Origin of the sequence: Paracoccus suum (genome assembly GCF_003324675.1) — a bacterium.
GTDB classification, from domain to species: domain Bacteria; phylum Pseudomonadota; class Alphaproteobacteria; order Rhodobacterales; family Rhodobacteraceae; genus Paracoccus; species Paracoccus suum.
Map to the genome: position 1 here is coordinate 2,963,631 of NZ_CP030918.1, position 21,973 is coordinate 2,985,603.

Consider the following 21,973-nt stretch of genomic DNA (forward strand, 5'->3'; position numbering starts at 1 on the left):
CCGGGCGCTGGACGGCAAGTCCTGCCGCAGCGCGGGCGGCCCCTACTCCGTGGCGGCCGCGTCGATGGCGGCGCGCGCCTCGGCGACGGCGGCGGCCCCGTCAAAGCCGCGCGCTGCGGCCGACCAGTCGGCAATCACGCCTTCGCCCGCCTCGACCCAGCGCGCGGCCTCGGCCGGGTCCAGCACGGTGACCACCGCGCCAGCGGCGATCGCGGCCTCGCGCTGCGGGGCGTCGGCATCCTGCTGCGCCTTGGCGGCGGCCACGCTGAACGCCTCGCCCGAGGCTGCATCAATCACCGCGCGCAGGTCGGGCGGCAGCGCTTGATAGCGGGCGTCGTTCATCGCCAGCATCAGTACGGCAGTGTAGACCGCGCGGTCGGGAAACTCGGTGTGGTTCTTGACCACTTCGCTGACGCGGATGCTGCTGGTGACCTCCCACGGCAGCAAGGCGCCCTCGATCACGCCCTTGGACAATGCCTCCATGATCTGCGGCGCGGGCAGACCGACCGGAGCCGCGCGCAGCCGCTCAAGCAACATCGAGGCCGCCCGCGACGGTGCCCGCAGGCTGAGGCCGCGCATGTCCTCCAACTTTGTCACGGGCCGGGCAGAGTGGATCACGCCCGGGCCATGGACCCAAATGCCGAGCAGATGCACGGGTTTGAACTCGTCCCAGCCCTGCGCCATGCGCCACAGTGCGCGGCTGGTGGGCACGGCGTCGCGCGACATGAACGGCAGCTCCACCACCTCGGCGCGCGGAAAGCGGCCGGGGGTGTAGCCGGCCAGCGTCCAGACCACGTCGACCTGTCCGTCGATGGCCTGGTCGATCAGGTCCGACGGCTTGCCGCCCAGCACCATCGAGGGATAGCGCTCGACCTTGATGCGCCCGCCGCTCTCGGCCTCGATCCGGTCCGCCCAAGGGGTTAGGATATGCGCCGGCACAAAGCTGTTTTCCGGCAGGAACTGGTGCAGCTTCAGCGTCACCTCCTGCGCGGCGGCCGGGATTGCGGTCAGCGCGGCGATCAGCGCGATGGCGGCGAGCCGGGCGCGATGGGTCAGGGACGAATGCATGGAAAACCTCGGACAAATGGCCGTGCAGAGCATTGTCGATCCTCGCGCCACAACGCAATGTCCCTGCGCAAATCACGAGGAGACGATCATGATCCCGGTGTTCGACGGCCATAACGATTTTCTGCAAAGGCTGGTCGAAGCCCCGCCCGAGGGGCGGGACGATTTGTGGCGCAAGGGAAACGGAACGGGCAACCTGGACCTGGCGCGAATGCAGGCGGGCGGTTTCGCAGGCGGCTTTTTCGCGATCTGGGTACCGATGTCGGCCAATGCGGACGCTGAGGCGCTGACCCATTTCATCCCAGATCCGCCCTTCCGGCTGGCCCCCTCGCCCGAAATTGCCCATGACGTCGCTCTGCCCTCGGCCTTTGCCCAGGCAGCGGCGCTGCTGGCGCTGGGACGCAGCGGGACGCTGGACGTGGTCCGTTCGGCCGCCGACATCCGTGCCGCCATGGCCGCCGGACGGATCGCCGCGATCATGCACATGGAGGGGGCCGAGGCGATTGCCGACATGGACGCGCTGCATCTGTGGCACGCCGCTGGCCTGCGCTCGCTGGGGCCGGTGTGGTCGCGCCCGACCCGCTATGCCCATGGGGTGCCGTTTGCCTTCCCCTCCTCGCCCGATACCGGTGACGGGCTGACGGCTGCGGGCGAGGACCTGGTGAGGGAATGCAACGCGCTGCGGATCATGCTCGACCTCAGCCACTTAAATGAGAAGGGCGTGGACGACGTCGCCCGCCTGTCGGACGCACCGCTGGTCGCCAGCCATTCCTGCGCGCATGCGATCTCGCCCAGTTCGCGCAACCTGACCGACCGGCAGCTGTCGGTGATCGCAGCATCCGGCGGCCTCGTCGGGCTGAACTATGCGGTCAACTTCCTGCGCCCGGACGGCCTGCGTCAGCCTTTCGCGGGCTTTGACCCGATCCTGCGCCAGCTCGACCATCTGCTCGGCATCCTGGGCGAAAACGGCGTCGCCCTTGGCTCGGATTTCGATGGCGCGCTGATGCCCGAGGCGCTGTCGGGCGCGGACGGCCTGCCGCATCTGCTGGAGGCCATGGAGACCCATGGCTATGGCCGTGATCTGATCGAGCGCATCGCCTGGCGGAACTGGGTTGACGTGCTCGCCCGCACCTGGGGCGGCTGACACTAAAGATTGGCGCGGCTGGCGCGGGACCCTCCGCGCCAGCCGCGCCATTGTGCGAAACCGCAGCCGGCGCTATTCCGGTTCGATGCAGGATCCGAACCTCGCGCCACCTGAAGCCGATCCCGAGGACGATCCCGAACCGGCGGGGGCGGATGGCGCATCCGTTTCGGCCAGATTCGGGCGCTGGCGCCTGCGCGTCATGGTGGTGCTGATCCTGACGCTGGCGGCGGTCACGTTGTGGGCGACCAACCACTGGCTGACAACGCGGTTCACCGAAAACACCCGGGCCCGCGCCGACGTCCGCTCGGCCCTCTACAGTGGCAACGTGGTCTCGGAATTGCAGCGCACCTCGGTCGTGCCGCTGCTGTTGGCGCGCGACCCGGCGCTGATGTCCGCGCTGGAGGGGCAGGAATACAGCACCGTCTCGGCCCGACTGATCACGGCGCAAAAGGAAATCGGCGCCTCCGCCATCCTGCTGCTCGACTCGTCGGGGCGGACGGTCGGCACCACGCTGCGCACGAACCTGGGGCAGAGCTTCGTGAACGAGCCGTTCTTCGTCGATGCCATGCGGATGCGCGACACCACCTTCAGCGTGACCCGCAACGCTGGCAGCGGCTTTGCCTTCGCCTATTCGCGCGCCGTGGTCGGCGAGGGTGGTCGCAGCCTGGGCGTGATCGTGGTCGGCAGCGACCTCAACCGGTTGGAGCGCAGCTGGGCCGGCATCTCGGACGCGGTCGCGGTGACCGACAGCGAGGGCAAGATCATCCTGTCGACCGAGCCTCGCTGGCGCAACCTGACCCTGCCCGAGGCGCTGGCCGTGCGCAGCGCGCCCTCGGCCATCGAGCGCGCCTTCCAGGTCACGGCCGATTGGACCTCCAGCCCGGCCGATGCCTATATCCGCGGCAAGGCGGTGATGCAGACCGAGACCCGCGTGCCATTTCGCGGCTGGCGCATGATCACCTTCACCACCTATGAATCCGTGCGCCAGCGGGTCAACGCCATCCTGGCGCTGGAAATCATGGGCTTTGCCATCGTCCTCGCCGGGGCGTTCTACCTGTTCTCGCGCCGTGCCCTCGGCTGGTCCGAGCAATACATGCGCGAATCGGCCGACCTGCGCGCGTTAAACGCCCGCCTCACCCGCGAGATCGCCGAGCGCGAGCGCATGGCCCGCGAGTTGCGCGTGGCCGAGCAGACCGTCCAGCAGGCCAGCAAGCTCGCCGTCCTCGGCGAGATGTCGGCCGGCGTCAGCCACGAATTGAACCAGCCGCTCGCGGCAATGAAAACCTATCTGGCGGGCGCCCGGCTGCTGCTGCAGCGCGGCCGCTCTGAGGAGGCACTGTCCAGTTTCCAGCGCATCGACGATCTGATCGAGCGCATGACCGCCATCACGCGCCAACTGAAGAGCTTTGCCCGCAAGGGCGGCGAGGCGTTCGAGGCCTTTGACATGCGCGATGCGATCAGCGCCGCGCTGACCCTGGTCGAGCCGCAGTTGCGCGCGCGCCGCGTCAAGGTCACGCGCACTGTGCCACGCGGCTCGGTCATGGTGCGTTGCGACCGCATGCGGCTGGAGCAGGTGATCATCAACCTGCTGACCAACGCCATCGACGCGACGCGCCAGACGCCGAACCCGACGGTGGACATGATCGTCTCGTCCGGCTCTCACGCGGTTTTGTCGGTGCGTGACAACGGTCCGGGTATCGCCGACCTCGAAAAGCTGTTTGAGCCATTCTTCACCACCAAGAAACCGGGCGAGGGGACGGGGCTGGGGCTTGCGATCTCGTCCGATATCGTGACGGATTTCGGGGGAAGGCTGACGGCGCATAATGCCGAGGACGGGCCCGGCGCCATATTCGAGGTCCAGCTGCCCCTGCACGCGCCGCGCCTGCAGCGCACGGCTGCGCAGGGCGAACGCAAGGCGGCCATGCTGCGGGCCGCGGAATGATTCAACGGATGGCACCCTGCTGGCGCCCATCCGCGTGCGACGAGATGAACGGAGGCCGAAGGCCATGACACGCCCGATGAAGATCGCGATCGTCGACGACGAGCCTGACATGCGCGAGTCCATCAGCCAGTGGTTGGTGCTGTCGGGTTTTGACACCGAGACCTATGGCTCGGCCGAGGATGCCCTGAGGGCGATCGGTACCGACTGGCCGGGGGTGGTCATCACCGACATCAAGATGCCCGGCATGGACGGGATGGCCTTTCTCAAGCGGCTGATGGGGGTCGATTCCGGGCTGCCGGTCATCATGATCACCGGCCATGGCGACGTGCCCATGGCGGTCGAGGCGATGCGCCTTGGCGCCATGGACTTCATGGAAAAGCCGTTCAACCCCGACCGCATGACCGAACTGGCCAAGAAGGCGACGCAGGCGCGGCGCATGACGCTGGACAATCGCGCCCTGCGGCGCGACCTCAGCGAAGGCCAGCAGGTGATGTCCAAGCTCCTCGGCGGCTCGCCCGCGATGGAGCGGCTGCGCGAGGATATCCTGGATCTTGGCCAGGCCGATGGCCATGTGCTGATCGACGGCGAGACGGGTACCGGCAAGACCCTGGTGGCCCATGCTCTGCACGCAGTCGGCCCGCGTGCCAGCAAGAAATTCGTTCCGATCTCATGCGCCGCCTATACCGAGGACGCGCTGGGCCCGCGCCTTTTTGGCCCGGTCGAGGAAGGGCTGCCGGCAATTGAGGAGGCGCGGGCCGGCACGCTCGTCCTCGAGGATGTCGAGGCGCTGTCGGACGGCCTGCAGGCGCGGTTGCTGGCGTTCATTGCCGATCAGGGCGTGCGCGCCGAGACGCGGATCATCGCCATCTCGAATGCCCGCGGCGAGGGTCGCGCGATTGAGGACAACCTGCGGCCGGACCTGTTCTACCGTCTGTCCGCGCTGAAGATCACCCTGCCCCCGCTGCGCCAGCGCGGTGAGGACATCCTGACCCTGTTCACGCGCATGACCGAGCAGTTCGCCGAGGAATATGGCTGCGAGCCGCCCCAGGTGACGGCGCAGGAGGCGGCGCAACTGCTGCAGGCACCTTGGCCCGGCAACGTGCGACAGCTCATCAATGTGGCCGAGCGCGCCGTGCTGCAGAACCGCCGGGGCTCGGGCAGCATCGCCTCGTTGCTGATGGCCGACGGTGACGAGAGCCAGGAGGCGACGACTACCGAGGGCAAGCCGCTGAAGGAGTATGTCGAAAGCTTCGAGAAAATGCTGATCGACAACACCATGCGCCGCCACAAGGGCAGCATCGGCGCGGTGATGGAGGAGCTGTGCCTGCCGCGCCGGACGCTGAACGAGAAGATGGCGAAATACGGCCTCGCGCGCGGGGATTACCTGTAGCGGGACCGGTTGAGGCTTTCTGGCTGTCGCAACGCCTGCCCGACGCAAGCGCCGGACCGTCTCAGTAGGCCGGCAACCCGAAATCCGCGGGCACCGCCTGTGCTGTCGGCGCGCTCGGCGATTGGCGCAGACCGCGTTCCGCATATTGCGTCGCCACCGCGTCGCACAGGGCCGCGAGCGTGAAGGGTTTTTGCACGAAAATCGAGTTCTGCACCGGGCTGCGGCCATCCTCGAAGATGTCCTCGGTATAGCCCGAGATGAAAACCACCCGGGTCGCCGGGCGGTCGCGCAGCGCGCTGCGCACCCAACTGGGGCCGTCCATGCCGGGCATCACCACGTCGGTCACGAACACGTCGATCTGGCGCTGGGTGCCGGCAAGCAGTTGCAGGGCCGATTCGGCACTGTCGGCCTCCAGCACCTCGAACCGCGCATCCTTAGCGCGCGGGCGGCGAAGGACCGGACTGCCGTTTCGTCCTCTACCAGCAGCACGACGCCCGCATGCGCCTGCTTGACCAGCGGCGGGGCGGCGGCCTCGCGTTCGGCGGCCTCGGCCTCGGTCGCGGCGTGGAGATCGGCAATCTCATGTGCGGGAAAATACAGCGAGAACACCGTGCCGCGATCTGGCGCGCTGTCGCAAAACACATAGCCGCCGGTCTGTTTGACAATGCCGTAGACGGTCGAGAGGCCGAGGCCTGTGCCCTCGCCCGTGCGCTTGGTGGTGAAGAACGGCTCGAAAATCTTGTCGAGTTTGTCGGCGGGAATGCCGCAGCCTTCATCCTCGACCGTCACGCGGACATAATCACCCAGTGGCAGCTGGGTGCGCTTGCAGTCGGCTCCGCGGACGACGTTGGTCGTGCGGATGGTGATGCGCCCACCGGCGGGCATGGCGTCGCGCGCGTTTACCACCAGATTTATCAACACCTGCTCGAACTGGCGGCGATCAGCGCGGATCGGACGCAGGTCTGCATCATGTTCAAAGGTCAGGCGGACACGCTCACCCACCAGGCGGCTGAGCAGGTGCGTCAGGTCCGACAGGGTTTCGCGCAGGTCGATCAGGCGCGGCTTGAGGGTCTGCTTGCGTGAAAAGGCCAGCAGTTGGCCCACCAAGGCCGCGGCGCGGTTGGCGTTCTGGCGGATCTGGTCGAGATCCGAGTAATCCGGATCGGCGGCATCGTGGTGCAGCATGAGAAGGTCGCAATGCCCGCTGATCGCCGTGAGCAGGTTGTTGAAATCATGCGCGATGCCTCCGGCCAGTTGGCCGATGGCCTGCATCTTCTGACTTTGGACAAACTGCGCCTCGAGCGTTTTCATGGCGCTGGCGTCCGAGAGCATGGCCAGCACGCCGCCGTGACCGTCCGGAGACAGCGCGACCTGAAGGTGCAAGTCAGCCCCTGCTCGGCGCCGAAGCACCTCGGGGCGCGCCTCGATGCGGCTGTGAATTACGTCATCGACCCAGTCATCGACCGGCCGGCCGAGACCGTCGAGCAGAAGTGAGAGGGTCGCATCCTCGGGGATGCTGCCCATCAGCGCGAGTGCAGGTGCGTTGGCCTCGGCTATGCGGCCATTGGCAGTGATGCGCAGCAGTGCGGCCGGCAGGCGGTCGAACAGATCCTTCTCAGGACAGCCGTGCAGCGCCGGGGCCTCTACAGACGGGACCACTGGGGCCTCGGCCGCGGCGTCGAAGGGAGCAAATTGCCAAATCTGCAGCGCATCACTGTCCAGCGACTGCAGGGTCAGGCTCCCGCCCGGCAGGCGGGTCGACGCCACTCCGCCGCCGGCGACGCGGATGCGCAGGGCGTCGATCACTTGCGCTGGATCGGCGCTGAGCCGCGCCAGAGGCGTTGACACCGCGCTGCCGAGCCGATCGCCATGCGCTGCACTTGCGGCATCGTTCTGCCAGAGAACCTGCCCCGATGGATCGCTGGCCCAGATCTGACCGCTTTGCGCCTGCAACGAAGGCACGCGAGCGCGCAGCAGCCGCCGCGCCAATACTGCCTGTCGCCATCGACCGAGGGACAACGCCCCGCCGAGCAGGTACCAACTGAGGGCGATTGCCGCGAAGGCCACCGGAAGGTGGCCTGGGGCAACCATCTCCTCCGCATCGAACCACAGCCAGATCGCGCCGAACAAAAGCGGCAGCATCAGGAATGGCAGCAGGAACGCGCCCGGCGGCGCGAGCGCAGCCCTCAGCGGTGCTGCGAGGCGAGGTGAGGTGCGAAAACGGGACATACGGCCACCCTAGCTTGCAGGTGTTAATGGCGCGTTAACATCGGACAGCGTGACGACGGAGAGAAAGAACCCGTCGCTGGCGTTCAGCGGATCGAAGTGGCGGCGCAAAACCTCATGCGCGGCAGGGTGCCGGGCACAGAACGCCGCGATCTGGTCATCGTTTTCACGGCGGAGCTGCGAGCAAGTCATGTAGGCCAGGCGACCGCCGGGCCGCACGCGCAAGGCCGCCTGGTCGAGGATTTGGGCCTGAATTTTCACCAGTTCGGCCAATCGATCTGGCGTCAGCCGCCAGCGACCCGCCGGATCACGGCGCCAACTGCCGCTACCGCTGCAAGGCACGTCCGCCACGACCAGATCGAACTGCCGGTCTAGCGTGGTGCTGCCGGGTGGGGCGAGGGTGATACGGGCGCCGGCCCGTGACGCGCGTGCAGGCAGATCGGCCATGCGCCGCGGATTCGCGTCATGGGCCAGAACGCGCGCGGCACCGGCCGCCGCGAGGGCGAGAGCCTTGCCGCCGCCGCCGGCGCAAAAATCCAACGCCTGCTGCCCCGACATATCGCCCAGCGCGGCAACGGCCAGCTGCGGCGAGAGGTCCTGCAGTTCGACCAGCCCGTCCAGATAGGCCTTGCTGTGGGCAATTCGACGGTTGCCCTCGGCGACTTCCAGCGCCTCTGGCCAGTCGGGATGCGGAACCACCGTAATGCCATCCGCCCCAAGCGCGGTGATGGCATCGTCGGGCGTGGCGCGCAGGCGATTTACGCGTAGCCAGACCGGCGCACGCTCGCGCATCGCGGCAGCCACGGCGCCCAAGCGCGGCCCGAGGCTGTCCTGCAGTTCGGGGAGCAGCCAGTCCGGCAGATCCGTCGCCTCGACCTCGGTCGGCTGACGCCCACCTGCCGTTTCGGCCCCGGTCAGCACGCGCGGCGCGTGCGGGCCGGCGCCAAAGACGGACGCAGGGTCGGTGCCGCTGTCGCGCAGGGCGCCGAGGATCAGGCCACGACCCGTGTCGGCGCCCCCGAGTGCAGCCAGGCTACGGCGCCGGCGCAGGGCGTCGAACACCAGGTCACGCACGGCCGCCCTGTCGCCCGATCCGGCAAAGCGGCTGGCGCGTGACCAGCGCAGAAGCTCCGCCTCGGCCGGGGCGCCGGCCAGGATGCGATCGAGGATGGTGATCGCGGCGTCCGCGCGGGCGGAGGGGGTCACTCCCCCGCCCGCACTTGCGGCGACGGGATGGCAGCAGCCGGGCGGCCGGACAGCGCCGTGGGTCGGGCCAGTTCGGCGCCGGTGACCTCGATTGTGCCATCGGCGGCGGCCTTGACCTCGATCACTTGCTCGGGGCAGCCCGGGCGGCGAAGGGTGGCGCGGTAGCCGGGCCAACCGGGCGGCAAGTTGGGCCGCACCCGGACCTCGCCATCCTCGAGCGTGATCCCGAGAATCCCCTCGACCGCGGCGCGATAGAGCCAGCCTGCCGAGCCGGTGTACCAGGTCCAGCCACCCTGCCCCGGCCGCTCTGGCGCGGAGTAGACGTCGGCCGCGACGACATAGGGTTCCACCCGGTAGCGGTCGGCGTCCTCGCGGGTTTCGGCGTGGCTGATGGGGTTGATCGCGTCGAACAGCCGGTGCGCCTCGGCCGCACGGCCAGCACGGGCAAGAGCATAGACCATCCACGCCGCGGCGTGGGTGTACTGCCCGCCGTTCTCGCGAACGCCGGGCGGATAGGACTTGATATAGCCCGGCTCTTGTTGGGTCTGGTCGAAGGCCGGGGTAAACAGTTTCAGCAGTTTGTGGTCCGCATCGAACAGATGTTGCAACGCCTGGTCCGCCGCCTGCCGCGCCCGGTCCGGTCGCGCCGCACCCGAGATCATCGCCCAGCTCTGGGCGATGGAGTCGATCCGGCACTCGTCGCTTTCGGTCGAACCGAGGGGCGCACCGTTGTCATACCAGCCGCGCCGATACCATGCCCCGTCCCAGGCCGAGGCTTCCATCGCCTCGGCAACGCGGGCGCGGTGATCCCGCAGGTCCTGCGCGCAACCGGCGTCGCCCCGCGACTCGGCGATCGGGGCGAAACTGTCGATTGCCGCGATCAGGAACCAGCCCATCCAGCCGCTCTCACCCCGACCCTCCTCGCCAACGCGGTTCATGCCGTCGTTCCAGTCGCCGCCGAGGAACAGCGGCAGGCCATGCGGGCCGGTCCGCGCAAGGCAAAGACGCAGGCCGGCGATACAGTGGTCATACAGGCTGGCGGTATCGGCCGAGACGTCCGGGGTGAAGAAACGGTCATGTTCGCCCGGTGCCAGTTGCGGCCCCTCAAGCCAGGGCAGCGGTTCGTCGAGGATGCCGGCATCGGCGGTCGCGGCGACATAGGTTGCGGTGCCATAGGCGAGCCAGACCGGGTCATCGACGATCATTGTGCGCACGCCGGCGCCGGTGCCGGGCAGCCACCAGTGCTGGAAGTCACCTTCGCGGAACTGCCGGCTGCCGGCGTTCAGCAGCTGCGCCCGCGCGAGGCCCGGGTCCTGCAGCATCAGCGCCAGCGTGTCCTGCAACTGGTCGCGAAAGCCAAAGGCGCCGGATGCCTGATAGAAGGCCGTCCGGGCGCGCAAGCGGCAGCCGAGCGCCTGATAGGGCAGCCAGCCGTTGACCATCAGGTCCAGCTTGCGGTCCGGCGTCTCGACCTGCAGCGCGCCGAGGATACCGTCCCAGTCCTCCTCCGCCGCCTCGAGCCCGCGCGGCAAGGCGTCGCCCGCCATCGCTTGCGACAGAACGTCCGAGATTTCGGCAGCCGGCGCGTCGGCGAGGACCACCGTCACCTCCTCGGTCGCGCCGGGGGCGATGATGAGGCGCGACATCAGCGCGGCGCACGGATCGCCGTTCGTCTCGGCCGCGAAGGGGCCGGGGGCCGGCTGCGCAGGCGGCCATTCCAACACCGCCAACGGGCGCATCATCGCGCCGCCGCGACCCAGCCACGAGGTGCGAGAGGTCAGCCAGCCATCTACCTGGCGATTGAGGGCGAGGCCGGTGACGCGGCCGGTGATAGCCGTCTCGAACGGGTTGCGCGCCAGGATCGCGCTCGCCTCCGGGTCAAAGCCGACGCGCAGGGCGGTGGCGGTGCGGGCGCGATGCTGGCCCAGCACCAACTCGGCATAGGCCGAAACCTCCAGCCGCAGGGTGCGGGTGGTCAGGTTCGTCACCCGCAGCCGCGTCAGCTTGGCCGGCAGACCCTCCGCGAGGGCCTGGACCGCCTCCACCCGCAGCCACGAAGTGGTGCCGGTAAAGCGGGACCAGCCGTGGCCGTGGCAGGCCTCGAACCGTGCGTCCGGGTCGTCGGACAGCTTGACGAAGGGGGTCGCCAGCTTGCCGGTATCGCGGTCGAGGATGTGGATGGCCTCGCCCAGCCGGTTCACGACCGGATCGTTCGACCATGGCGTGACCTGATAGTCGCGGCTGTTCACCGCCCAAGTATAGCCCGCACCGCCGGCCGAGACGTGAAAGCCAAAGCCGTCGCGGGCGATGACATTGATCCAGGGCTGGGGCGTCGATTCGCCATGGCGCAGGCGCACGACATATTCGCGGCCCCCAGCGGCAAAGCCGCCGTAGCCGTTCCAGAATTCCAGCCCCTCGCCGGTTGCGGGCGGGTTGTTCTCGGACGGCACGACCGGCGGCCGGCGGATGCTGCGCCGTTGCGCCGGAACCATCGTGGTGCCACTGGCGGGACCAGATGCCGAGGCCTCCGCAGCGGCGGCTGAGGCAACGGCCGCGGCCGTCGCGCGGCGTTCCGCCAGGCGGTCGATCTGCTCGGACAAGCGGCCGTTACGGGTGTGCAGCACGATCCGCGCGGCTGCCATCAGCGTGGCGGCCGTCTGCGCCGACATCACGTCGCGGCGGACGCGGAAGACGTGCCGGGCATGGACTTCGGGCATCGCGAAATGCGTCGTCGCTTCGCACATCGCCTCGATCTGGGCCTGCAGGTCACCGACATAGCTCGTGGCACGCTCGTTCAGGATCACCAGGTCGCAATGGATACCGCGTGCCGACAGGAAGCGGTGCATGCGGATCGCGCCGCGCAGGATCGGCAGGTCGCTCTCGTCGTCGATGCGCACCAGGATGATCGGATCATCACCCGAAATTCCCAGCGGCCACAGGTCCGACTGCGGCCCGAGGCTGCCGCGGCGATCCGCGTCGGCGGCTGCCAGCGATGGGTCGGGGTAGACCAGCAGCGCGGCAAAGCGGCGGAACAGCGTCGCATCCTCCATCGAGATGTCGAGGTGGCGCAGTTGCACCTGGCTGTAAGACCACGCCAGCTGCAATTCATGCTCGTAGGTGCGGGGCAGCGTGTAGTGTTGCGCGGCGCGGGTGACGGATTCCTCGTTGTCGCCCATCACGGTCCAGAAGATCAGCTCGACCTGCTGGCGCGGGGCAAGGCGCACGGTGCGCCGCAGCGAGAAGATGGGATCAAGGGTAAAGCCCTCGTGCCCCTCAAGCCGCATGCCGGCATCGAAGGCCCGCGCGCGGCCGAGGCCGCGGCCACGACCGATAAACGCACGGCGGTCGGTCTCGGCCTCTATGCCGGGCAGGATGGCGGCGTCATCACCCGTCACCACATGCGCTAGGTACCAGGCCTTGCCCTTGGGGTCGCGCGGCCTGCGCCGGGCAAAGATCGCCCCGGCCTCGAGGTCGATGCGGGTGCGCACGAACATCTTGCTGAAGGCGGGATGGGCGCGGTCGTTGGCGGGTGTGTCCAGCACGACCTCGCCATAGGAGGTGACCTCGATCAGGCGCTCGCGGCCCGAGCGGTTGCGCAGCGTGATACGCCGCCCCTCGGCATCGCTTTCCGAGGCCGCGATGACTTCCATCCGGCTCTCGATGTCCTCGGCCATCTTGAAGAACTCGGCCTTGTGGTCGCTGAAGAGGGTCGAGGCAACCTCGCCCCGCGTCGCCCGCCGCGGCGAGGTCGAAGCCGACCACCACGCGTCCGATTCCAGATCGCGCAGGAACAGGAAGATGCCGCCCTGGTTGACCGAGGGGTCCGGCAGCCAGCGGTTCATCGCCAGCGGGCCCAGCATCGCCTGCCCTGCCCCGGTCGAGCTGAGCGAGGCCGCAAAGCGGCCGTTCGACAGCAGCGCGATGTCACGCGGCGCATTCGCCGGGTCGGTCGTTTCCGACTGCACCCGGGCCTCGTAACGGTCCTCGCCGCCCGAAAGGCCGATCCCCGCCTCGGCCCGGGTGACGGGCACGATCTCGCGGGGGGCCTTTTCCTGCAGCATCAGTTCGGCCGCCTGAACGACCGGATCGTCATGGAATCGCTCGCGGTGGATTCCGTCCAGCACGGCGTTGGCGATGGCGACGATCGACATGCCATGATGATGGGCCATGACGTTGCGCACGACGGCATAGCGCGCGCCCTCGACAAGGCGAGCGCGGGTGAAATCGACCGCGTCATAGTAGCCGTAGGGCCCAAGCGCGCCCATCCGGGCCAGCCGGCGCAGGTTGCGCACCGCTTCGCCGGGCCGGAACTGGCTGGCAAGGATCGACGCATAGGGCGCGACGACCTGGTCGTCGACGACCGTCCGCTTGAGGCCAAGTGTCGGCACGCCAAAGGCGTAATACTGGTAATTCATGTTGTGATCGCGGGCGTTGAACGCGCTTTCGCTGACGCCCCACGGCATCCCGCGCTCGTCACCATAGCGGATCTGCTCCTTGACCGCGGTATTGTTCGACAGGTTCAGGATCCCGCCGAGGCGCTCCTTCATCAGCAGCGGAGCCATCAGGTATTCGAACATGCAGCCCGACCAGCTCATCAGAGCGGCATCGACCCCGCCCAGCGCGGCGAAGGGTCGCCCGAGGTGGCCCCAATGCTCGCGCCGCAGATCGCCCTTGGCGATGGCGAAAAAGCTGGTCAGCCGCGCTTCGGAAGCGAGCAGGTCATAGCAAGACTGGTCGCGCTCCTCGAGTTCGGGGCGATAGCCGACGGCCAGCAGGTGCTTTTCCGGGTCGATCAGGAACCGGAAATCCATCTGGAAGGCCATCAGCCGGGCGCGTTCGGCCAGTGCGTTCTGAACGCGCGACAGCGCGCGCTGATCGGTGGTAGCGGCGGTATCCCCGAGGACCGAGCCGCAGCAGCCGCGCAAGGCTTGCGCCCAGGCCAGAACCTCCGCCGTGGCCGGGCTACGAGCCTCGACATGCAGTTCATTGGCGAGACGCACGAGGGTCTCGGCACTGGTTCCGATGCCGCGCGCGCGCGGGGCCAGGGCATCCGGCCCGCTGCCCGCCTCGGCCAGCAGGCTTGCCATGCGGTCGACTGCCTCGTCGAGGCGCTTGCGCATCGGGCGCGGACCGCCGCGCCCCTCTTCGGGAAGGGCGGCGATACTGGCGCGGAAGAGGCCAAAGCTATCCTCGATCCCGGCCAGGGTGACCGGCGCAGGTTCGGCCTCGCGGCCCCACATCTTCAGCCCGGCGCAGAGCGCGATCAGCGCGCCGGCAAGGTTGCCGCTATCCACGGACGAGATATAGGCCGGCTGTAGCACCAGCAGGGTGCGGGTGTCGTACCAGTTATAGAAGTGGCCGCCGTGGCGGGGCAGCCGCTCCAGCGTGTCGAGCGTGTCGCCGATCCGGCGCAGCGCCTCGGCCCGACCGATCCAACCGAGGTCATTGGCCGACAGGACCGAGAGCAGGTAGAAGCCGATGTTGGTCGGCGAGGTCCGCTCGGCCAGCAGCGGCGCCGGATCGTCCTGAAAATTGTCCGGCGGCAGGTGGTTCATCTCAGGCGTGACGAAGGCCTCGAAATAACGCCAGGTCTGGCGGCCGATGGCGCGCAGCGCCTTGGCATCGTCCGCAGCGATATCGAGGCGGTCCTCGGTCTCCATGGTGGTGGAGACCCAGGCGGCAATCCAGGGCGAGGCGAACCACGCGGCCAGGAACGGCGCCGCCACCCAGATCGCAGAGGGATTGATGATCAGGACGGCAAGCGCGACGGCCACGGCCAGCAGGACCGGCCCGCGCATCAGCCGGAGATAGGCCGCCGGACCGACCGAGGCGGCGCGGTTGGCGTCGTTCGCGGTGGTCCATTCCAGCAGGTGCTGGCGGGTGACGGTCAGCCGGTAAAGCGTGCGCAGGATGGCATCGACCATGTTGACCGCTGTGTCGGCCATCAGCGCAAAGCGCAGCCCCATCTCGAGCAGGAAGCGGCCGATGTCGCGGCCGACCCGGCGCAGGTGATAACCCATGGCGACGTCGTTGCTGCCCGGCAGCAGGCCCATGGCCAGGTGGATCAGCGGCAGGGCGGCAATCAGCGCGACCAGCCCCAGCTGCCACAGCCCCGCCGCGGCGGGCGGCAGGGCCAGCCAGCCGGCGACCGAGGCAACGAGCCAGCCGGGCGCCGTCAGGCTGCGGCGTAGGTTGTCGAGCATCTTGAACCGGGCGGTCCCGTTCAGCCCATTGCCGCGGCGCACGATGAACGGCAGCAGCTGCCAGTCGCCGCGGGTCCAGCGGTGCTGGCGGCTACGCTCGACCTGGTAGCGGATGGGGAATTCCTCGACCATCTCGACGTCGCTGACGAGGGCGGCGCGCGCGAGGCTGCCTTCGATCAGGTCGTGGCTGAGGACGGTGTTTTCGGGGAAGCGCCCCTCGGTCACCGTCTCGAACATGTCGAGGTCGTAGATCCCCTTGCCTGTGAAGCTGCCCTCACCCAGCAGGTCCTGGTAAAGGTCCGAGACCGCAAAGACGTAGGGGTCAAGGCCGCGGCTGACCGAGAACACGCGCTGGAACACCGAGGCCTCGGCCCCCGTAGTCAGCGAGGCCGAGATGCGCGGCTGCAGGATCGCATGACCACGCGCTACGGCCCGCCGCCCGGGGTCGATCTGCGGTCGGTTCACCGGATGGGCCAGCTTGCCCACCAGTTGCGCCACGGTCTGGCGCGGCAGGCGGGTGTCGCTGTCGAGGGTGATGACAAAACGGATGCCCTCGGGCGGCAGCGGCCCGGTCCGGATGAAGCTGGTGTCCTGCGCGCCGCGCAGCAGGCGGTTCATTTCCGACAGCTTGCCGCGCTTGCGCTCCCACCCCATCCAGCGGCCCTCGGACGGGTTCCACTGGCGGCGACGGTGCAGCAGAAAGAACCGCCGGCGACCGCCGTGATCGTAAAGGTCGGCCAGCCGCTCGATCCCATCGAAGGCGTGGTCCAGCAGCACCTGGTCGTCGGGCAGGGTCTCGGTCTGGGCATCGCGCCAGTCGGTCAGCAGCGCAAAGCTGACATCGCCCAAGGGGTTGGCGAGGTAATGCAATTCAAGCTGCTGAACCAACTCGTCGATGGTCTCGCGGCTGCCGAGGAGGCACGGGATCACCACCAGGGTGCGGTGGGTCGAGGGCACGCCGGCGCGGAAATCATAGGACGGCAGTCGGCGGGGCGAGACCAGCCTCGCGGCGATCATCGCGATCAGCCCGATTCCGGCCTCCGCCGCGGCGAAGGAAGCGCCGACCAGCATGAGGATGCCCAGCGGCCAGCCCGTGCCGGCGGGCAACAGACCGGCCATGGCGAGGACCAGCAGAAGCGCGATCAGCGCCGCCGGGCCTGCTACGCCGAGCCAACCGAGGCGCTGATAACCCCGGCGCAGGGTTTCGATCAGCGGCGGGCGGTAGCCTTGCGACTGTTGAAAGGCCAGACGGTCGCTGCCGATCAGGGCAGCGCCGACAGCCTCGGGCACCTCGGCCGCGCGCGCGACCGCAGCTTCGGCCACGGCCGTTTCCGGATGGTCGGACCGGCGGGCGATGCGCTCGATGGCGTCGCGGTAGGCGGCGCGCGTGGCTTGGTCGAGGGCACCGAAATCGGCTCCTTCGCGCAGGATCTCGTCGACCCGGCTGACTTCCTCGACCCAGTTCAGCCAGTTGATGTCGCCCATCCGGCGCAGGCTGCGGATGGCATTGCCGACGGTGACGTTGGTCGCCGACTGGCGCGCATATTCGCCCTGCACGATCTGGTCGAGCGTAACGCCCTGGGCCTTCAGTCCCTCGTGCAGCCAGCTCTCGGCACGCTCGTCGGTCTGCACGACTTCGCCGAGGCGATAGCCGAGCTGCATTGCGAAGGTAGGATTCTTCAGCAAAGGCTCGGCACGATCCAGCAGCAGCTGCCGCTCTGATCCGGTATGAGCGCGGCCCAGATCATCCGCCAGCCGATCCGCCTGCTGACGGCTCTGGCGGGCGTCGACCACCATGTCGCTGAGCCGGCGCAGATTCTCCAGCAGCACGAAGCGCAGGAAAGCGGGCAAGGCCCAGAGTTCGGCGATGGTCAGGGTCGCAACCGACTGGAATCCGTCGACGACCTCGTTCAGCGACGTGAGCAGAAGGTCGGAGTTGGACATGGCGACAAAACCATGCGCCAGCGCGGCAACGCGGGGGACGCGGTCGCCGCCCGCCAGCGAGATCATCGGCAGGTGGCGAAGGAAATTCGGGCCCAGGGCCTCGCGCTGCAGGCGAAACGCCTCGTCGATGACGTGCTGGTTGTCGATCAGCCACTCTGCGGCCGGAGTAATAACGTGCCCGCCGCGCGCGGCCTCGAGCGTGGAGAGGTAATTCGCGCGGATGGCGCGACGATTGTCATCGAGCCGCCGGCGCAGGTCGACCGCCATCAGGTCGGCGACATGGCGCGACGGGTCATGCGCCAGCGCCTCGCCGGCCGCGCGCAGGCCAAGGCCGGACCATTGTTCGGCACGCAGCGGCTGGCGGGCAGGATCGTCACGCAACTCGTGATAAGCCGGCTCGGGGCGAAAGCCGGAAAGGCGCGGCGCAATTCCCCGCAACCGGGCCATCACCTGGTCAAGGCGCGTGCGGTCGTGCTGCGTCATTCGTCCCCCTATTCCGAACAACCCGCCAGCGGACGCCCGATCTTGCTCTTGAACACAATCATAGCGGCAGCAGGGCCCTTCAGCCAGACGCAGCCGGCACGCCGCAACCAGACGGCACGCGGGCTGGCGGCTCTGTCCAAAACGCAATCATTCCAACGCACAGCGGGCTGGACACCGGGATTGCGCTGCAGTTTCGGTGCCGCGGCCGGGAGTTCGAGGCCTCAGCCGTTGTCCGCCGGGTTGCTCGCGGGGACATCCTGCGGAGAAGCCTCGGCCCCCCCATGTGCGAGGCGGGTGGCGATCACGGTTCGCACCCGCTCGCGCACTTCGACCGGCTCTGCCGCGAGGGCCGCCATCAGCGCCTCAAGATCGGCATGCATGACATGCACCTGATCCATCAGCGACATGACCATCCCCAGCGCATCGGGGGCGAGGCCAAAGTTCTCATCCAGGTCGCACAGCGTCTGCAGGCGGGCGACATCGACCTCGCGATAGCGGGGTCCTTGGGCGGTGAGGACCGGCTGGACGATGCGGCTTTCGACCCAAGCGACCAGCCGAGGGCGGGTGAGGGTGGTGACGATAACCAGCACCTCATCCTCGGAATATTGATGCCCCGCGGTCATGCCGCGCCCCCCTCCCGGGGGTCGTAGTCATGGTTCTTGCGCCAGCGTTCCATGAAGTCTGCCAACTCACTATCGATCACCGGGGGCGAGACGATCCGCAGCACAGCATACTGATCGCCGCGCCCGGACGCACCCTTGACCCCGCGTCCGCGCAGCCGCAGCCGCTGGCCTGAGGACGCGCCGCGCGGCACGGTCAGCTTGACCGGCCCGTCGATGGTCGGCGCCTCGACCTTGCCGCCCAGTACCGCCTCGGGCAGGGAAATCGGCAGCGTGATCTCGATATCGTCGCCGTCGCGGGTAAAGGTTGCGTCCGGCTCGACCGTCAGGGTCAGGTAGGCATCGCCCGGGCCGCCCGAGCCGACGCCGGGGCCGCCCTTGCCGCGCAGGCGCACGGTCTGGCCGTCGCGCGCGCCCTCGGGAATGGCAACGTCCAGCGTCGCGCCGTCGGGCATGGTGATGCGGGTCGTGCCGCCGCGCGCGGCCGTCAGGAAGTCTACGGCGAGGCTGAAGCGCAGGTCCTCGCCGCGCATGTCGAACGAGCGCGCGTTGCGGGAAAAGCCCTGAAAATCCTGCGCGCCCTGCCGCCGTCCGCGCGCACGGGCACCGCCGAAGAGGTCCGAGAAGACGTCCGCGAACTCGCCCTCGCCAAAGCTCTCTGCGCCGTAACCCTGCGCATAGGGATTGTCGGCCTGCCCGGCATAGTCGCGGTAGTAGCGGCGCTGCTGCTGTTCCTGCCCCTGGGCGTCGATCTCGCCCGCGTCAAAGCGGCGGCGCTGTTCCGGGTCCTTCAGCAGATCATAAGCGGATGAGGCCGCCTTGAAGCGGTCATGCGCCTTCGGGTCAGGGTTAAGGTCCGGGTGATCGGTCTTGGCGATCTTGCGGTATGCCTTCTTGATCTCGGCGTCGCTGGCCGACTTTGTCAGCCCCAGGGCCGCATAAGGATCGTCCGCCATCGCTGCCGCGCACTCCGTTTGCTGTCCGGGACAGGAAAAGGTGAAGGCGGCGGCGCGTCAAGGGCAAGCGGCCGGATCGTGCGACGATAGACGATACGGGGCGGACGAAATGGGGCGCTGGGACGCGAAGCGGGCATCTCCGAGGCGGCCCTAGCCCAAACGTCCCGTGATCCCCCGACGCGACGGACCACCCCCGGCCGCCCGGCCACGCCTTGCGAGCGGCCCCTTGGCCGGGCTATCCCTCCCCCACCCGCGGCCCGGCCGCGTCAGCGCGAGAGCCTGCGTGAATCGCTCCGATCCCGCCCCCGCAGCGCCCCATCCCACCTCGCGCGAGCTTGGCTGGCGGATGTGGCATGACTACCTGCGCGCGCACTGGGGCAGAATGGCCGCCGCCTTTGGCCTGATGGTCATCGAGGGCTCGACCCTTGCCATCCTCAGCTGGATGCTGAAGCCGCTGTTCGACCGCGTGTTCGTCGGTCGTGACGAGGGCGCCATCTGGTGGGTCGGCGGGGCGATCTTTGCTCTGTTTCTGACCCGCGCCATCACGCTGATCCTGAACCGAAGCCTGATGACCTCGGTCTCGCTCGGGGTGTCATCCGCGATGCAGGTCGACCTGCTGCGCCACATCCTGACGCTGGATCAGAGCTTTTTCCAAAGGAACCCGCCCGGCTCGGTGATCGAGCGGGTGCAGGGCGATACTGCCGCCGTGCAGGGCGTGTGGACCACCTTCATCACCGGGGCCGGGCGGGATGCGATCTCGCTGGTCTCGCTGCTTGGGGTGGCGCTGACGATCGACCCGTTATGGACCGCCGCGGCGCTGATCGGCGCGCCGCTGCTCATCCTTCCGACCATGCTGGTTCAACGCTACGTGCGCCGCAAAACCCGGCAGATGCGGGCCGGCGCCAGCCTGCGCGCGACCCGGCTGGACGAGGTGCTCCACGGCATCGCGGCGGTCAAGCTGAACCGCCTGGAAGACTACCAGACCGACCGTTTCAGTACCATCGTCAACCAGATCCGCCGCACGCAGATCAAGGTCAGCGCCACCGGCGCACTGATCCCTGCGCTGATCGACATCGTGACCGGCCTCGGCTTTGTCGGCGTGCTGGCCCTGGGCGGCGCACAGGTGACGCGGGGCGAGCGCTCGGTCGGCGAGTTCATGGCATTTTTCACGGCCATGTCGCTGGCGTTCCAGCCGCTGCGCCGCCTCGGGGGGCTGGCGGGCAGTTGGCAGACCGCCGCCGCCAGCCTCGAGCGGATCTACGCCATTCTGGATCTGCGCCCCGCCGTGCGGTCGGGAACCCGCACAGAAGGACCGCCCGCGACGGATATCGTCCTCGACAACGTGCGTCTGGAATACGACGGGCGCGAGGTGCTGCGCGGGCTGTCCTTCACCGCCGAGGCTGGACGCACCACGGCTTTGGTCGGGCCTTCCGGGGCTGGCAAGTCCACGGTCTTCAACCTGCTGACCCGGCTGGTCGACCCGGCTTCGGGGCAGATCACGCTGGGCGGCGTGCCGCTGGCCGAATTTGACCTGGCGACCCTGCGCGACCAGTTTTCGGTGGTGACGCAGGATGCGGCGCTGTTCGACGAGACCATCGCCGAGAATATCGCCCCCGGCCGGACAGTGCCCGAGGCGCAGATGACCCGAGCGGTCGAGGCGGCCCATGTCGCCGAGTTCACGCGGTCGCTGCCGCTGGGCCTGCAAACCCCCGCCGGACCCCGCGGTTCGTCCCTGTCGGGCGGCCAGCGCCAGCGCGTCGCCATCGCCCGCGCTGTGCTGCGCGACGCGCCGATCCTGCTGCTGGACGAGGCGACCAGCGCCCTCGACACTGCATCCGAGCGGATCGTGGCTGCGGCGCTGGACGGTCTGGCGGACGGGCGCACGACGCTGGTCATCGCGCATCGCTTGTCCACCATCCGCAAGGCGGACAAGATTGTGGTCATGGAGGACGGACAGGTAGTCGAGGAAGGCCAGCACGACAGCCTGATGGCCCGGGGCGGAGTCTATGCCTCGCTGGTGCACCTGCAGTTCGGAGGTGAGGAATGACGCGCACGGTAATCGCCATCGACGGCCCGGAGGCAGGCGCCTTCCTGCAGGGGCTGGTGACCAACGACATCCACCGGGCCGAGGCGGACGGCATCGCCTATGCTGCCCTGCTGACGCCGCAGGGCAAGTATCTGGCGGATTTCTTCATCGTCGCCCGGCCGGACGGGTTCTGGCTCGACGCGGACGAGGGCCAGGCGGCGGGATTGATGCAACGCCTTTCGATGTACAAGCTGCGCTCAAACGTGACGCTGTCGCCCGCGGCGGTTTCGGTCTCGCGCGGGACCGGGGCACCCCCGGCCAGCGCCCTGCCCGACCCGCGCCATCCGGCGCTCGGATGGCGGCTTTACGGTGCGGGCGACGCCCCCGGCGATGACGGGACCGACTGGGATGCGGTGCGGGTCGCCCACGTCATCCCCGAGGCCGGGATTGAGTTGATCCCGAACGAGACCTTCATCCTCGAGGCCGGGTTCGAGCGGCTGCACGGCGTCGACTTCCGCAAGGGCTGCTACGTCGGGCAGGAGGTCACCGCGCGGATGAAACACAAGACCGAACTGCGCAAAGGCCTGATGCAGGTCGCAATTTCCGGTAGCGCGCCGGCGGGCACCCCGATCACCCGGGACTCGCGTGAGGTCGGCACGCTGTTCACCCAGTCCGGCGGCGCCGCCATCGCGCAGATGCGCTATGACCGCATGGGGCCGGACATGATGGCGGATGACGCGGCGATCAGCGCCGTGCCGCCGGGCTGAG

The 21,973-nt window shown here is 68.5% G+C and carries 12 protein-coding genes; 5 read left to right on the forward strand and 7 right to left on the reverse strand.

The features are described from left to right. Window positions 1-42: 42 nt before the first annotated feature. Window positions 43-1,068 carry a TRAP transporter substrate-binding protein gene (locus tag DRW48_RS14440; RefSeq protein WP_114077035.1) on the reverse strand — a complete coding sequence of 342 codons (1,026 nt, stop codon included), beginning with the start codon at window positions 1,066-1,068 and terminating at the stop codon, window positions 43-45. Window positions 1,069-1,156: 88 nt separating this feature from the next. On the opposite strand from DRW48_RS14440, the gene DRW48_RS14445 reads away from it, so the two are divergent. The 3 genes from DRW48_RS14445 to DRW48_RS14455 all read left to right on the forward strand — a co-directional run bounded on the left by DRW48_RS14445 (window position 1,157) and on the right by DRW48_RS14455 (window position 5,541). Further along, window positions 1,157-2,209: a dipeptidase gene (locus DRW48_RS14445; RefSeq protein ID WP_114077602.1), complete on the forward strand. Its 1,053-nt coding sequence runs from the start codon at window positions 1,157-1,159 to the stop codon at window positions 2,207-2,209. Between the two features lie 199 nt (window positions 2,210-2,408). Next, on the forward strand, window positions 2,409-4,151 hold the full coding sequence (locus tag DRW48_RS14450) for a sensor histidine kinase (RefSeq protein ID WP_241963477.1): 1,743 nt from the start codon (window positions 2,409-2,411) through the stop codon (window positions 4,149-4,151). A gap of 64 nt (window positions 4,152-4,215) precedes the next feature. Beyond that, on the forward strand, window positions 4,216-5,541 hold the full coding sequence (locus DRW48_RS14455) for a sigma-54-dependent transcriptional regulator (RefSeq protein WP_114077037.1): 1,326 nt from the start codon (window positions 4,216-4,218) through the stop codon (window positions 5,539-5,541). Window positions 5,542-5,602: 61 nt separating this feature from the next. On the opposite strand, the gene DRW48_RS16565 is transcribed toward DRW48_RS14455, so the two are convergent. From DRW48_RS16565 to DRW48_RS14480, 6 genes are all read right to left on the reverse strand, one after another. After that, a complete protein-coding gene (locus DRW48_RS16565; protein WP_422385736.1) occupies window positions 5,603-5,959 on the reverse strand; it encodes a response regulator in 357 nt (118 codons plus the stop codon). Then, window positions 5,884-7,770, reverse strand: coding sequence for a two-component system sensor histidine kinase NtrB (locus DRW48_RS14460; protein ID WP_422385737.1), 1,887 nt, complete (start codon window positions 7,768-7,770; stop codon window positions 5,884-5,886). The genes DRW48_RS16565 and DRW48_RS14460 overlap by 76 nt, the downstream gene beginning before the upstream one ends. Window positions 7,771-7,779: 9 nt before the next feature. Beyond that, the gene (locus DRW48_RS14465) at window positions 7,780-8,973 is read right to left on the reverse strand and encodes an RsmB/NOP family class I SAM-dependent RNA methyltransferase (RefSeq protein WP_114077038.1); all 1,194 of its coding nucleotides are present in this window, start codon (window positions 8,971-8,973) and stop codon (window positions 7,780-7,782) included. After that, on the reverse strand, window positions 8,970-17,603 hold the full coding sequence (locus DRW48_RS14470; protein ID WP_114077039.1) for a glycoside hydrolase family 94 protein: 8,634 nt from the start codon (window positions 17,601-17,603) through the stop codon (window positions 8,970-8,972). The genes DRW48_RS14465 and DRW48_RS14470 overlap by 4 nt, the downstream gene beginning before the upstream one ends. Before the next feature lie 221 nt (window positions 17,604-17,824). Continuing rightward, window positions 17,825-18,226 (reverse strand): hypothetical protein, encoded by a 402-nt coding sequence (locus DRW48_RS14475; protein ID WP_114077040.1) that lies wholly within the window; start codon window positions 18,224-18,226, stop codon window positions 17,825-17,827. Beyond that, entirely contained in the window at window positions 18,223-19,179 is a 957-nt protein-coding gene (locus DRW48_RS14480) for a DnaJ C-terminal domain-containing protein (protein ID WP_114077041.1), read from the reverse strand. The genes DRW48_RS14475 and DRW48_RS14480 overlap by 4 nt, the downstream gene beginning before the upstream one ends. Before the next feature lie 346 nt (window positions 19,180-19,525). Here DRW48_RS14480 and DRW48_RS14485 point away from each other — a divergent pair, with 346 nt between their 5' ends. Both DRW48_RS14485 and ygfZ read left to right on the forward strand, forming a co-directional pair. Next, window positions 19,526-21,226 carry an ABC transporter ATP-binding protein gene (locus tag DRW48_RS14485; protein WP_114077042.1) on the forward strand — a complete coding sequence of 567 codons (1,701 nt, stop codon included), beginning with the start codon at window positions 19,526-19,528 and terminating at the stop codon, window positions 21,224-21,226. Then, a complete protein-coding gene (gene ygfZ, locus DRW48_RS14490; RefSeq protein WP_114077043.1) occupies window positions 21,223-21,972 on the forward strand; it encodes a CAF17-like 4Fe-4S cluster assembly/insertion protein YgfZ in 750 nt (249 codons plus the stop codon). The genes DRW48_RS14485 and ygfZ overlap by 4 nt, the downstream gene beginning before the upstream one ends. Window position 21,973: the final 1 nt, after the last annotated feature.